The organism is Caulobacter sp. GW456-12-1-14-TSB4 (genome assembly GCF_059424195.1).
Genome location: NZ_JBWKZF010000011.1, coordinates 157,832 through 170,776, shown reverse-complemented (window position 1 = coordinate 170,776; position 12,945 = coordinate 157,832). Strand labels below are relative to the sequence as shown.

The 12,945-nt window shown below is 67.3% G+C and carries 12 protein-coding genes; 11 read left to right on the top strand and 1 reads right to left on the bottom strand.

What is annotated here, in order from left to right; translation table 11 throughout:
• Positions 1 to 45 precede the first annotated feature (45 nt).
• The 7 genes from AC07YH_RS13060 (at position 46) to AC07YH_RS13030 (ending at position 7,571) form a co-directional block, all read left to right on the top strand.
• Positions 46 to 1,002 carry a D-alanine--D-alanine ligase gene (locus AC07YH_RS13060; protein ID WP_494747411.1) on the top strand — a complete coding sequence of 319 codons (957 nt, stop codon included), beginning with the start codon at positions 46 to 48 and terminating at the stop codon, positions 1,000 to 1,002.
• The gene (gene ftsQ / locus AC07YH_RS13055; protein WP_494747410.1) at positions 971 to 1,879 is read left to right on the top strand and encodes a cell division protein FtsQ; all 909 of its coding nucleotides are present in this window, start codon (positions 971 to 973) and stop codon (positions 1,877 to 1,879) included. The genes AC07YH_RS13060 and ftsQ overlap by 32 nt, the downstream gene beginning before the upstream one ends.
• 33 nt (positions 1,880 to 1,912) lie before the next feature.
• Positions 1,913 to 3,238 (top strand): cell division protein FtsA, encoded by a 1,326-nt coding sequence (ftsA, locus tag AC07YH_RS13050; protein WP_494747409.1) that lies wholly within the window; start codon positions 1,913 to 1,915, stop codon positions 3,236 to 3,238.
• 275 nt (positions 3,239 to 3,513) lie between these two features.
• Positions 3,514 to 3,600, top strand: a complete 87-nt coding sequence (locus AC07YH_RS13045) for a hypothetical protein (protein WP_494747417.1) — start codon at positions 3,514 to 3,516, stop codon at positions 3,598 to 3,600.
• A gap of 15 nt (positions 3,601 to 3,615) precedes the next feature.
• Complete coding sequence (gene ftsZ, locus AC07YH_RS13040; RefSeq protein ID WP_494747408.1) at positions 3,616 to 5,160, top strand: cell division protein FtsZ; 1,545 nt, start codon at positions 3,616 to 3,618, stop codon at positions 5,158 to 5,160.
• Between the two features lie 162 nt (positions 5,161 to 5,322).
• Positions 5,323 to 7,179: a M61 family metallopeptidase gene (locus tag AC07YH_RS13035; RefSeq protein WP_494747407.1), complete on the top strand. Its 1,857-nt coding sequence runs from the start codon at positions 5,323 to 5,325 to the stop codon at positions 7,177 to 7,179.
• A 53-nt stretch (positions 7,180 to 7,232) separates the two neighbouring features.
• Positions 7,233 to 7,571: a hypothetical protein gene (locus tag AC07YH_RS13030; protein WP_494747406.1), complete on the top strand. Its 339-nt coding sequence runs from the start codon at positions 7,233 to 7,235 to the stop codon at positions 7,569 to 7,571.
• On the opposite strand, the gene AC07YH_RS13025 is transcribed toward AC07YH_RS13030, so the two are convergent.
• The gene (locus AC07YH_RS13025) at positions 7,568 to 8,461 is read right to left on the bottom strand and encodes an SPFH domain-containing protein (protein WP_494747405.1); all 894 of its coding nucleotides are present in this window, start codon (positions 8,459 to 8,461) and stop codon (positions 7,568 to 7,570) included. The genes AC07YH_RS13030 and AC07YH_RS13025 overlap by 4 nt on opposite strands.
• A gap of 136 nt (positions 8,462 to 8,597) precedes the next feature.
• On the opposite strand from AC07YH_RS13025, the gene AC07YH_RS13020 reads away from it, so the two are divergent.
• From AC07YH_RS13020 to hmgA, 4 genes are all read left to right on the top strand, one after another.
• On the top strand, positions 8,598 to 9,065 hold the full coding sequence (locus AC07YH_RS13020; RefSeq protein WP_494747404.1) for an Lrp/AsnC family transcriptional regulator: 468 nt from the start codon (positions 8,598 to 8,600) through the stop codon (positions 9,063 to 9,065).
• Positions 9,066 to 9,224: 159 nt separating this feature from the next.
• Positions 9,225 to 10,412, top strand: coding sequence for an amino acid aminotransferase (locus AC07YH_RS13015; RefSeq protein ID WP_494747403.1), 1,188 nt, complete (start codon positions 9,225 to 9,227; stop codon positions 10,410 to 10,412).
• A complete protein-coding gene (gene hppD / locus AC07YH_RS13010) occupies positions 10,409 to 11,482 on the top strand; it encodes a 4-hydroxyphenylpyruvate dioxygenase (protein ID WP_494747402.1) in 1,074 nt (357 codons plus the stop codon). Before AC07YH_RS13015 ends, hppD begins: the two co-directional genes overlap by 4 nt.
• Before the next feature lie 155 nt (positions 11,483 to 11,637).
• Positions 11,638 to 12,921: a homogentisate 1,2-dioxygenase gene (hmgA, locus tag AC07YH_RS13005; protein WP_494747401.1), complete on the top strand. Its 1,284-nt coding sequence runs from the start codon at positions 11,638 to 11,640 to the stop codon at positions 12,919 to 12,921.
• Positions 12,922 to 12,945: the final 24 nt, after the last annotated feature.

The following is a 12,945-nucleotide window of genomic DNA, read 5'->3' as shown; positions in this document are numbered from 1 at the left end:
ACCCAACCCTCCCCCATCAAGGGGGAGGGCTCATAGAGCGCCTCCATGACCCTCCCTCTCTCCGGCCGCCATATCGCCGTCCTGCTCGGCGGCCCTTCGTCGGAACGCAAGGTCAGCCTGGTGTCGGGCGCGGCCTGCGCCGATGCGCTGGAGCGGCTGGGGGCCAAGGTCTCGCGGATCGACCCCGGCATCGACATCGCCCAGGTCCTGACCGCCACCAAGCCCGACATGGTCTTCAACGCCCTGCACGGCGAATGGGGCGAGGACGGTTGCGTCCAGGGCGTCCTGGAAACGCTGAAGCTGCCCTACACCCACTCGGGCGTCCTGCCCTCGGCGCTGGCCATGGACAAGGCCAAGGCCAAGGCCGTGCTGGCGGCCGCCGGCGTGATCGTCCCGGGCGGCGGCCTCTACAACCGACACGATGTCGCGCGCGACCATGTGTTGCAGCCCCCCTATGTCGTTAAGCCCAATGCCGAGGGATCGTCGGTCGGGGTGTTCCTGGTGTTCGAGGGCGCGAACCGTCCGCCGGAAGAACTTGCCTCTCCGTCGTGGACTTACGGCGAGGAAGTGATGGTTGAGCCCTACATCCGGGGGTTGGAATTGGCCGTCGCGGTGATGGGTGAGTCAAAAGGTCCCAGGGCGCTGGCGGTAACGGATATCCGTGCATCCACAGGTTTCTATGACTACGAAGCCAAGTACTCCGAAGGTGGTTCAATCCACGTCCTGCCGGCCCCAATCCCTGATGGCGTAAGGGATAGAGCGATGCGGATGGCCGAGTTGGCCCATACCGCTCTTGGTTGCCAAGGGGTGACCCGGTCCGACTTCCGTTATGACGACATTAACGACATTCTGGTCCTTCTAGAGGTCAACACGCAGCCCGGCATGACGCCGACCTCGCTCGCTCCCGAGCAGGCCGATCACGTCGGGATCCCTTTTGACCAACTAGTTCTATGGATCGTGGAGGACGCTTATGCCCGCTGTAGTGCGGGGGGGACCGCCTAAGCCTAGGCGACCCCGGGCCGAAGCGCCCGCAAGTCCGAGCAAAGGCAAGCCGGCGCCCCGGGGGGCGCAGCCGGCCGCGAAGTTGCACGCCGCCAAGGGCGTGGGTTTGTCGCCCACGGTGGCCCTGAGCGTTGCGGGCGCGGCCTTGGGTCTCGGTCTTGTGATCATGCTGGCGACCGGCCACCGGGCCGAGCGCATCGGCGTGTCCATGGTCCACGGCGTCGACAACTCGTTCGCTTCGGCGGGCTTCAAGTTGAAGACGGTTCACATCCGCGGCGCCTCGGCGACCGCGCAAGGCGATATTCTGGCGGCCTCGGGCCTCTATCTGAACCAGCCGACGCTGGGCATGGACCTGAACGACGTCCGCACGCGGGTGCAGGGCGTGGGTTGGGTCAAGGACGCCAAGGTCGTGCGCATGCTGCCCGACACCGTGCTGATCGCGGTGGAGGAACGCCCGGCTCTCGCCGTCTGGCAGAACCAGGGCCGCATGAAGGTGATCGACGGCGAAGGCCGGGTGATCAGCGAGGCCGATCCGGCCCGCTTCCCCGCCTTGCCGCTGGTGGTGGGGCAGGGCGCCGACCAGGCGGCCGGCCTGATCCTGCCGGCCGTGGCCTCCCGGCCGCGCCTGCGGGATCGTCTCGAAGCGCTGGTGCGCGTCGACGATCGCCGCTGGGACTTGAGACTGAAGGACGGTTCGCTGATCCAGCTGCCGGCCATTGACGAAGAATCCGCGCTGATTCAATTGGATCAGCTCGACCAACGACAGCGAATCCTCGACATGGGATTTGCGCGGATCGATCTGCGCGACCCCGAAATGGTGGCTGTCAGACCCCGCGACGCCGTGCTCCCCGGAGCACCGGCGGCTGACGGGGCGTAGACGACGAAATGATGTGCTGAGGTGACGATAGCGATGTCGCGATTGGAGGAACGGAAGCAAGCTCGCGAGGGCCTGAAGGCCACGCTCGTGCGCCAGCCCGCCATCGCGGCCGTCGACCTGGGCGCGTCCAAGGTCACGTGCTTCATCATGAAGGCCGACGGTGTCCACCGCGACAACCGCACCCTGACGACGGCCGGTGTCGGCTACGTCCAGTCGCGCGGCGTGCGCGGCGGCGCGATCGTCAATCTGGACGAGGCCGCCCAGGCGATCGCCCAGGCGGTCGAGCGCGCCGAGACCGTGGCCGGCGTCAACGTCCAGGGCGTGTCGGTCTGCACGGCCGGCGGCCAGCTGGCGTCGAACCGCGTCCACACACAGGTTTCGCTGGGCGCCCGCCCGATCGGCGACGGCGACCTGTCGCGCGCCATCACCTCGGCCCTGGCCCAGGTCCGCATTCCCGGCCGCAAGCCGATCCACCTGCTGCCGATCGCCTGGTCGGTCGACGGCCAGCGCGGCATCCGCGACCCGCGCGCCATGTTCGGCCGCTCGCTGGGTCTCGAGCTGCTGGTCGTCTCGGTCAACGAGAACATCTTCCACACCCTGGCCCACTGCGTCGAACGCGCCCACCTGTCCTTCGAGGGCGTGGTCGCCGCGCCGTTCGCCTCGGCCCTGGCGGCCCTGGAAGAGGACGAGATGGATCTGGGCGCCGTCTGCATCGACATGGGCGGCGGCTCGACCTCGGTGGCCGTGTTCAACAACGGCGCCCTGTGCCACGTCGACAGCCTGTCGGTCGGCGGCGGTCACGTGACCCAGGACATCGCTCGTGGCCTGCAGACCTCGGTGGTCGGCGCCGAGCGCATCAAGACCCTGCACGGTTCGGCGATCGCCTCGGCCAACGAGGATCGCGAGATGATCGAGGCCCCGCCGCGCGGCGACGATCCGGGCGCGGGTCCGGTAATCGCGCCCCGCAGCCTGCTCAAGGGCATCATCCAGCCGCGCGTCGAAGAGACCCTGGAACTGCTGCGCGAGCGCCTGAAGGCCTCGGGCGCGCCGGTCGAGCCGGGCGCGGGCATCGTCCTGACGGGCGGCGCCAGCCAGCTGGCCGGCGTCCGCGAAGTCGCCGTCCGCGTGTTCGATCGCCCGGTCCGCCTGGGTCGTCCGCGCCGCGTGCCGCACCTGGCCGACGCGGCCTCGGGTCCCGCCTTCTGCGCCGCCGCCGGCACCCTGCACCGCACCGCCTTCGGGCCGCGCGAAGCCGTTTCCTCGAAGGCCCTAGCCGGTGGCCCGGTCCGCAAGCGTCCGCTCGATCCCAATGCTTCGCCGATGGCCAAGGCCGCCGCGTGGCTGCGCGACAACCTCTAGCTTGGACCAGTAGCCAAGCTTCTAAGTTTTAAGCGTGATTAACTGTACTGCTTAACTTTAAAGGCCCGGCCGAGCTTCTCGGCCGGGCCTTTTGCTGTCCGAGTCAGCGTATATTCGCCAGAATTCGCGCTTAGCGTCGTTCGGTCGCACGCGTCTGTGAATCCCCGGTGGAACCCTTGGTTCCTTTGGAGATTCTGTTGATAGACCACAATTTATCCCACGGTCGCGCTCGACCAGACCACGACTCAGATTATGCAGTTAACTGCCGATTAACGATGGTGGTTGTTCTGTTAACACGATCGTCGAGGCATCCCCGGCGATTGGGTGTCGCCGAGGTCTACATTCGACGATTTCGGCGTTAAGGACGCGAGGGTCCCATGGCTATTTCTCTTTCTGCGCCGCGTACGACTGAACTGAAGCCGCGTATCGTGGTGTTCGGCGTCGGCGGCGCTGGCGGCAACGCCGTGAACAACATGATCGAGGCGGGCCTCGAAGGTGTCGAGTTCGTGGTGGCCAACACCGACGCGCAACAGCTGCAGTTCGCCAAGACGGACCGTCGCATCCAGCTCGGCGTGCAGATCACGCAGGGCCTGGGCGCTGGCGCCCATCCCGAAGTCGGCATGAGCGCCGCCGAAGAGTCGTTCCCGGAGATCGGTGAGCACCTCGACGGCGCCCATATGGTCTTCATCACCGCCGGCATGGGCGGCGGCACCGGCACTGGCGCGGCCCCGATCATCGCCAAGTGCGCTCGCGAGCGCGGCATCCTGACCGTTGGCGTCGTGACCAAGCCCTTCCACTTCGAAGGTCGTCACCGCATGCGCCTGGCCGATAGCGGCATCCAGGAGCTGCAGCGCTACGTCGACACCCTGATCGTCATTCCGAACCAGAACCTGTTCCGCGTCGCCAACGAGCGCACGACCTTCGCCGAAGCCTTCGGCATGGCCGACCAGGTGCTGCACTCGGGCGTCCGTTCGATCACCGACCTGATGGTCCTGCCGGGCCTGATCAACCTCGACTTCGCCGACGTCCGCACGGTCATGACCGAGATGGGCAAGGCGATGATGGGCACCGGCGAGGGCACGGGCGAAGACCGCGCCCTGATGGCCGCTCAGAACGCCATCGCCAACCCGCTGCTGGACGAAGTCTCGCTGAAGGGCGCCAAGGCCGTGCTGGTCAACGTGACCGGCGGCATGGACATGACCCTGCTGGAAGTCGACGAGGCCGCCAACGCGATCTCGGACCAGGTCGATCCGGAAGCCAACATCATCTTCGGCGCGGCGTTCGATCCGTCGCTGGAAGGCGTGATCCGCGTGTCGGTGGTCGCCACGGGCATGGACGGCGCCTCGATCGCCCAGATCGAGCCGAAGCCGGTCACCCGCAACACCACGACCCAGCCGCTGATCGCCGACACCACCCGTCCGGCCCCGCAGCCGGAACCGGCCCGTCCGACCGGCCGCTACGAAGCCGCTCGTCCCGTCGAGCGTCCGTCGTCGGCCTTCGCGCCCGAGCCCATGCCGGCTCCGGAGCCCGAGATCGTCATGTCCGCGCCCCAGCCGGAGCCGGAAGCCGAGCTGTACTACGACGAGCCGCGTGTAGCTGAAGAACCGCGTATTTCCGCGCCTGCGCCCCGGCCGGTGACCCGCATCGTCGACCCGATGGTCGATGACGTCGCCGCCGAAGAGCCGCTGTTCCCGGAGAACAACTACTACGAAGAGCGTCGTCCCCAGAAGCAGGGCGGTGGCTTCTTCTCGATGTTCGGCGGCGGTCGTCAGCGCTACGAGCAGCAGGCTTCGGCGGCTCCGCAGCCGCAGGCCCGCTCGACCCAGAGCGCCCGTCCGCAGCTGCAGCCGATCGAGACGCCGCAGACCGACGACGGCGAGGACCTGGAAATCCCGTCGTTCCTGCGTCGCCTGGCCAATTGAAAGGAAGACCCCAAGCGGGATCCTTCCAAACGACCTAAGTGACTACGAAACGCCCCGGGGAAACCCGGGGCGTTTTGCTTTGCGGGCTTCGCCTTGCGACTCCCGTTCCGCCTGGGCCAGAGTGCCGCCTTCGATCGCGACGGTTCGCGGCGGGGGAAATTCATGCGGAAAGTTCTGTTCGGCCTGGCGGGCCTGGCCTTCGTCGCGACCGGGGCCGCGGCGGCTCAAGACCCGGGCGTCAACGCGCCGACCCAGTACGAGGTCTCGTTCGACAACGCCCGCCACCACGAGGCCCAGATCGTCGCCACCTATCGCGGCGTGCCCAAGGGGCCGCTGAAGGTGCGGATGTCGCGCTCGTCGCCGGGCCGCTACGCGATCCACGAGTTCGCCAAGAACGTCTACCAGGTCAGCGCCGTCGACGGCGCTGGCAAGCCGCTGAAGGTCGAGCGCAGCGAGCCCTACGGCTGGACCGTGGCGGGCCACGACGGGACCGTGAAGGTCACCTACACGCTCTATGCCGATCGCGGCGACGGCACCTATTCGCAGGTCGACACGACCCACGCCCACCTGAACATGCCGGCCACCTTCCTGTGGGCCGAAGGCTATGACGCCAAGCCGATCCGCGTAACCTTCAAGCGCGCCGACCCCAGCTGGAAGATCGCCACCCAGCTGCCGGCGGTGGCGGGTCAGGCTGACGCCTACTGGGCGCCGAACCTGCAGTACTTCATGGACAGCCCGACCGAGATCGCCGCCCTGACGGTGCGCGAGTGGCAGGTGACCGACAGCGGCCGCACCTACACCTTCCGCCTGGCGCTGCATAACCCGGGCACGGACGAGGACGCCGACAAGTTCGTCGAGAAGCTGAAGGCCATCGTGCCCCAGCACATCAAGGTGTTCGGCGAGCTGCCGAAGTTCGACCACGGCCAGTACACGTTCATCGCCGACTACATGCCGCAGATCACCGGCGACGGCATGGAGCACCGCAACTCGACCTTCATCAGCCAGCCGCGCTCGCTGTTCCGGGGCAATTTCAGCCAGCTGGGCACGGCCAGCCACGAGTTCTTCCACGCCTGGAACGTCGAGCGCATCCGCCCGGCCGAGCTGGAGCCGTTCGACTTCACCAAGGCCAATCCGACCCCGTCGCTGTGGCTGGCCGAGGGCTTCACCCAGTACTACGGCCCCTTGCTGATCCGCCGCGCGGGCCAGTCTACCGTAGACGAGTTCCTTACCGGGCTGTCGGGCACGCTGAATGGCGTGGTGACCGGCCCGGGCCGCCTCTATGGCTCGCCGCAGGAGATGAGCTTGCGCGCCCCGTTCGTCGACGCCGCCGCCGCGCTGGACCCGACCAATCCGAACATCTTCACCTCGTACTATCCGTACGGCGCGATCATCGGCCTGGCCCTGGACCTGCAGATGCGCGGGCGCGAGACGCCGGTGACCCTCGACGACTTCATGAAGCAGATGTGGCGCGTCCACGGCGCGCCGGAGAAGCCCTACAAGCCCGCCGACATCCGCGCGGCCCTGGCCAAGACGACCGGTGACCAGGCCTTTGCCGACACCTTCTTCAAGGCCAGCATCGAAGGCTCGGCCCTGCCGGACTTCGCGCCGCTCCTCGACAAGGCCGGCCTGAAGCTGCGGCCCAAGTCGCCGAAGAAGGCCTGGCTGGGCGCGTCGCGCGTGAAGGTCAGCGGGACCGACGTGATCCTGGACGCCCCGCCGGTCCCGAACAGCCCGCTCTATGCGGCCGGCGTCGAGATCGGCGACCGGATCGTCAGCATCGGTCGCTTCGAGTTCGCCAACGACGGCGACTGGACCGACGCCCTCGACCGCCTGAAGCCAGACGACGCCACGACGGTGAAGTTCGTCCAACGCGGCCAGACCCGCGAAGCCCCGCTGAAGATCGCCGCCGACCCGACCATCGAGGTCGTCCGCTACGAAAAGGCCGACCTGAAGCCCACGGAGGCGCAGCTGGCTTTCCGCAAGGCGTGGCTGGGCGAGGAGATGGAAGCGGCGAAGTAGGAACCGATACCGACGCTCATACGCTGCCTTCAGGAACAATCCTGGAGGCGGCCATGAGCCTAGTGATGCGTGTGACCACCGGTTTGATGCTGACCGTCGCGGTCAGCGGCTGCGCGATGGGCGGCCGGATGGCCAGCGGCGGGCCCAGCAGCGACGAGCGCATGTTCGCCACCACCTTCGCCTCGTGCCGCGACCAGGTGCGGGCGGGCAAGACCGACAACTTCAAGATCTCGTCGGCCTCGCCCGCCGCCCAGGCGACGCCCGGCGGCGACACCGGCCTGCGCCTGAAGGCCCCCTACGACCGGACCAAGGGCAAGTCCCGCCACGGCCGCGACGCCGCCATCGAGGCAGCGACAGACCGCTGCCTGACGGCGAACGGGTATCAGCTCTAGTCGATCTTCACGAACGGCGTGGACCCGCCGGTGACCTTTGGCAGCTCGCCGTTCCACTTCTCGATGGCCAGCTGCTGAAGGACCTGCGGGTTGGCGCGCAGCGCCTCGCCCTTGATGCGGATCGACTCGGCCTCGCCGCGCGCCTTGGCGATGGCGGCGTTGGCCAGGGCGGTTTCCTTGGCTTCCAGAGCCTTGGCGGCCAGGGCTTCCTGCTCCAGCTGGGTCTTGGCCTGCATCTGCTGGATGATGGCCGCCGGGTAGCGGATCGAGCCGATCCAGTCGAGCTGCGAGACCGTCACGCCGTGGCGGGCCCATTTGTTCGACACCCGGGCATAGGCGCGCTGGATCACCTGCTGGCGGCCGCCGCTGTAGAGGGTCTCCACCCCGACCTTCTCGGCCTCGGCGGCGACGGCCGAGCGGACGTCGTTGCGGATCGGTCCGTCCAACAGCTGGTCGAACGACAGGCGGTAGGTCTGGTAGAGGTTCGGGGCCGAGGCCGGATTGACCTGCAGGGTCACCGAGATATCGGCCGTCATCGGCAGGCCGGTGTTGTCGGAGAAGGTGATCTCCTCGTTCTCGTTGCCGCGCTCGTCCTTCTCGCGGGTGTAGCTGTAGGTGCGCTGGATCACCGGATACTGGATGATCCGCTCGCCGATCCCGCGGAAGTACCAGCGGGCGGGCAGGGGCTCGGGCGCGACGCCGGCCGAGGCGCCCAGGGTGCGAATCTTCACGCCGACATTGCCTGGCTCGACCGTGGTGCTGTGCGACAGCACGCTGCACGAGCCCAGCAGCAGGATCAGCACGATCGTCGCGCCGCCCAGGACCCGCTGGCCCTGTTGCTGGAACGGCGTCTTCAGCTTCTTGGGCGAGGCGAAGGGGCTGTCGGTCATGGCGGGGTCCTGGCGCTGTGCGTCTCGCCCGATGGTAGAGCGTCAAGCGGAGCCTTACGCAAGGCTCGTCTCCCTACGGACTTGGAAATGCGCTAGCTTGGCACATCCTGCCAATGCCTAGCCTGAACCGGTCACGATGAAGCTCACCCGCGCCGATCGGAAAATCCTCCAGATCCTGCAGGAGGACGGCAAGATCTCGAACGTCGACCTGGCCGAGCGGGTGGGGCTGTCGCCCAGTCCGTGCCTGCGGCGGGTCAAGCAGCTGGAGGCCTCGGGGCTGATCAGCGGCTATGTCGCGCTGCTGGACCGGCGCAAGGCCCAGCTGGGCGTGCTGGCCTATGTCGAGGTGCAGGTCGACCACACCGAGGGGGCGGCCGAGGCCTTCAAGCAGGCGGTGCTGCGCGAGCCCGAGGTGGTCGGCTGCTATGTGATGACCGGCAGCTACGATTACCTGCTGCGGGTGGTGGCGCCGGACCTCGACGCCTATGGCGACCTGATGATGCAGCGCTTGCTGAAGATGCCCGCCGTGAAGGACGTGCGCTCGGCCTTCGTGCTGGACACGGTCAAGGATTCCACGGCCCTGCCGCTGGACTATATGGATTGATCATGTCGTGCCGAGTTCGGCGTTATCCGTTGGCATGATGTGACCGAATTGACATCCACCATGGTCATCATCGCCACGTTCTGACTTCAGGACCGCGATAAGCTGCTTTCCGTCGAAACTTCCCCGGCCTCCAGGCCGGCGGGCCGTCCGGAAAGCGCCATGACCTCCTCCGTGTTCACCGGCCTGACGCCTCAGGCGCCGGACTCCCTGCTGTCGTTGATCGGCCTCTATCGCCGCGACCCGCGCCCCGCGAAGATCGACCTGGGCGTGGGCGTGTTCCGCGACGACGCCGGCGCGACGCCGGTGCTGGAATGCGTGAAGACCGCCGAGCAGATCCTGCTGAACACCCAGACCACCAAGTCGTATCTCGGCCCCGAGGGCGACATCGGTTTCCTGGACCTCTTGAAGCCGATCATCTTCGGCGACGCGGTCGGCCATGAGATGTTCGGGGTCCAGACGCCGGGCGGCACCGGCGCGGTGCGTCTGGCCTGCGAGCTGCTGAAGGCCGCCAAGCCCGACATCCGCATGTTCATCGGCGCGGCGACCTGGCCCAACCACACCCAGATCCTGGACCAACTGGGCATCGAGACGGTCACCTTCCGCCACTACGACCAGCGCGCCCAGAAGCTGCCCTTCGACGAGATGTTGGCGGCGCTGGAAACGGCGCGTGCTGGCGACGCGGTGCTGCTGCACGCCTGCTGCCACAACCCATCGGGCGCCGACTACAGCCTGGAGCAATGGGCGGCGATCGCCGAGCTCGTTGGTCGTAAGGGGATCACGCCGCTGATCGACCTGGCCTATCAGGGCCTGGGTCTGGGCCTCGAGGAAGACGCCGCCGGCATGCGCCTTGTCCTGGCCGCCGCCGAGGACGGCCTGTTGGCCTATTCCTGCGACAAGAACTTCGGCCTGTACCGCGAGCGGGTCGGCGCGCTCTACACGCTCACCCGTGACGCCGCGACCCTGGACCTGGCCGCCAGCAACATCCGCGCCCTGGCCCGCACCAACTGGTCGATGCCGCCGGATCACGGCGCCGCCACGGTTCGTGTTATCCTCGAGAGCGAGACCCTCACGACGCTCTGGAAGTCCGAACTGGAAGCCATGCGCGCCCGCGTGGCCGACCTGCGCCAGCGTCTGGCGACGGCGGTCCCGGTGCTGGCGCCGCTGGCCGGTCAGCACGGCCTGTTCGCCCTGCTGCCGCTGTCGCCGGCCCAGGTGGCCCAGCTGCGTGAAGACCACGCGATCTACATGGCGGGTTCCGGCCGCATCAATCTGGCCGGCCTGACCGTTGAGAACATCGACACATTCGCGCGGGCGCTGAACGCCTGCCTGCAGGGAGAACCCGCATGACCCTCGTGACTGAACAGAACCCGCTGGGCCTCGACGGCTTCGAGTTCGTCGAGTTCACCAGCCCCGATCCGGCGGCCATGATCGGCCTGATCGAGCAGCTGGGCTTCGTCGCCGCCAGCAAGCACCCGACCAAGGCCGCGACCCGCTACAAGCAGGGCCGCATCAACCTGATCGTCAACCAGGAGACGGCCGGCCAGGTCGCCGATTTCCGGCAAGCCCACGGCCCGTCGGCCAACGGCATGGCCTTCCGCGTCGAGAACGTCGAGCAGGCCTATGCCGACGCCCTGGCGCGCGGCGCCAAGGCCGCCGACGCCTCGCGCTCGCTGCTGGGCGCGGACGCCAAGGTGCTGGAAGGCATCGGCGGGTCCTTGCTGTATCTCGTCGACCGCTACGGCGACGGCGGCACCATCTATGACAGCTGGGAGCAGGTTCCGGGCGCGGCCCTGGAAGAGGCCAAGAACAATGTCGGCCTCGACCTGCTCGACCACCTGACCCACAACGTCAAGCGCGGCCAGATGCGCACCTGGTCGACCTTCTACAACTCGGTGTTCGGCTTCGAGGAGCAGAAGTACTTCGACATCAAGGGCCAGGCCACGGGCCTGTTCAGCCAGGCGATGATCGCGCCCGACAAGGCCATCCGCATCCCGCTGAACGAGAGCCAGGACGACAAGAGCCAGATCGAGGAGTTCATCCGCCAGTACAACGGCGAGGGCATCCAGCACCTGGCCCTGACCACGGACGACATCTACGGCACGGTCGAGAAGCTGCGCGTCCGCGGCGTGAAGCTGCAGGACACCATCGAGACCTATTACGAGCTGGTCGACAAGCGCGTCCCCGGCCACGGCGAGGACCTGGAGCGCCTGAAGAAGAACCGCATCCTACTGGACGGCAATGTCGGCGACGAAGGTCTGCTGCTGCAGATTTTCACCGAGAACCTGTTCGGCCCGATCTTCTTCGAGATCATCCAGCGCAAGGGCAACCAGGGCTTCGGCAACGGCAACTTCCAGGCCCTGTTCGAGAGCATCGAGCTGGACCAGATCCGCCGTGGGGTGATCACGGTCGAGGCGTAGGCCTTCCGGTCGGGGAGGGAGGATGCTTACCTCTCTCCCGTCTTCCCGGCGAAAGCCGGGACCCAGGTGAAACCCACGAACAGCTCAGGATGAATCTGGGCCCCGGCTTTCGCCGGGGAAACGGCGTGGGGAGGAAGCGAAGAGATTCCGACCACATGACAGATGCGCTCAAATACCAAACCGGCTTCGGCGCCCACTTCGCCACCGAGGCCGTGGCCGGCGCCCTGCCGGTGGGCCAGAACTCGCCGCAGCGGGTTCCGTTCGGGCTCTATGCCGAGCAGCTGTCCGGCACGGCCTTCACCGCCCCGCGTCACGAGAACAAGCGCAGTTGGCTCTACCGCCTGCGGCCCAGCGCCGGCCACGGGCCGTACGCGCCCTACGCCCAGGACAAGCTGGTCTCGCGCTTCGACGGCCCGGTGACGCCCAACCGCCTTCGCTGGAGCCCGCTGGAAATCCCGGCCGCGCCGACCGACTTCGTGGACGGCCTCGTCACCCTGGCCGGCAACGCCGACGCCGCGACGCTGAACGGCATGGGTGTCCACCTCTACCTCGCCAACGCCTCGATGCAGAACCGCGTGTTCTACGACGCCGACGGCGAGCTGCTGATCGTGCCGCAGCAGGGCGTGCTGACCTTGGTCACCGAGTTCGGCGTGCTGAAGGCCGGCCCCGGCCATATCGCGGTGATCCCGCGCGGCGTGCGCTTCCGCGTCGAGGTCGACGGCCCCTCGCGCGGCTATGTCTGCGAGAACTACGGCGCGGCGTTCAAGCTGCCGGACCTGGGACCGATCGGCTCCAACGGCCTGGCCAATCCGCGCGATTTCGAGACCCCCGTGGCGGCGTTCGAGGATGTCGATGCGCCGACGCAGGTCATCCAGAAATTCCAGGGCGCGCTCTGGACCGCCGAGTGGGATCACAGCCCGCTGGACGTCGTGGCCTGGCACGGCAATCTCGCGCCGTACCGCTACGACCTGTCGCGCTTCAACACGATCAATACGGTCAGCTTCGACCACCCTGATCCGTCGATCTTCACGGTCCTGACCTCGCCCAGCGATACGCCTGGGACGGCCAATTGCGACTTCGTGATCTTCCCGCCGCGCTGGATGGTGGCCGAGCACACGTTCCGCCCGCCGTGGTTCCACCGCAACGTGATGAGCGAGTTCATGGGTCTGGTCCACGGCGCCTATGACGCCAAGGAGGGCGGCTTCTCGCCGGGCGGGGCGTCCTTGCACAACTGCATGAGTGATCACGGCCCGGACGTGGCCAGCCACAAGAAGGCGACCGAGGCCGAGTTGGGGCCGCACAAGATCGACGGGACCATGGCTTTCATGTTCGAAAGCCGCTGGGTGATCCGGCCGACGAAGTTCGCGCTGGAGACTTCGGCGCTTCAGGGTGACTATGACGCGTGCTGGACGGGCTTCCCCAAAGCCCGCCTGCCGTAACGAGAACAGAATAAGAGGAAGCGC

Coding starts and splice junctions, on each gene's coding strand:
- AC07YH_RS13060 (WP_494747411.1), top strand. CDS start 46: ATGACCCTCCCTCTCTCCGGCCGCCATATCGCCGTCCTGCTCGGCGGC.
- ftsQ (WP_494747410.1), top strand. CDS start 971: ATGCCCGCTGTAGTGCGGGGGGGACCGCCTAAGCCTAGGCGACCCCGG.
- ftsA (WP_494747409.1), top strand. CDS start 1,913: ATGTCGCGATTGGAGGAACGGAAGCAAGCTCGCGAGGGCCTGAAGGCC.
- AC07YH_RS13045 (WP_494747417.1), top strand. CDS start 3,514: ATGGTGGTTGTTCTGTTAACACGATCGTCGAGGCATCCCCGGCGATTG.
- ftsZ (WP_494747408.1), top strand. CDS start 3,616: ATGGCTATTTCTCTTTCTGCGCCGCGTACGACTGAACTGAAGCCGCGT.
- AC07YH_RS13035 (WP_494747407.1), top strand. CDS start 5,323: ATGCGGAAAGTTCTGTTCGGCCTGGCGGGCCTGGCCTTCGTCGCGACC.
- AC07YH_RS13030 (WP_494747406.1), top strand. CDS start 7,233: ATGAGCCTAGTGATGCGTGTGACCACCGGTTTGATGCTGACCGTCGCG.
- AC07YH_RS13025 (WP_494747405.1), bottom strand. CDS start 8,461: ATGACCGACAGCCCCTTCGCCTCGCCCAAGAAGCTGAAGACGCCGTTC.
- AC07YH_RS13020 (WP_494747404.1), top strand. CDS start 8,598: ATGAAGCTCACCCGCGCCGATCGGAAAATCCTCCAGATCCTGCAGGAG.
- AC07YH_RS13015 (WP_494747403.1), top strand. CDS start 9,225: ATGACCTCCTCCGTGTTCACCGGCCTGACGCCTCAGGCGCCGGACTCC.
- hppD (WP_494747402.1), top strand. CDS start 10,409: ATGACCCTCGTGACTGAACAGAACCCGCTGGGCCTCGACGGCTTCGAG.
- hmgA (WP_494747401.1), top strand. CDS start 11,638: ATGACAGATGCGCTCAAATACCAAACCGGCTTCGGCGCCCACTTCGCC.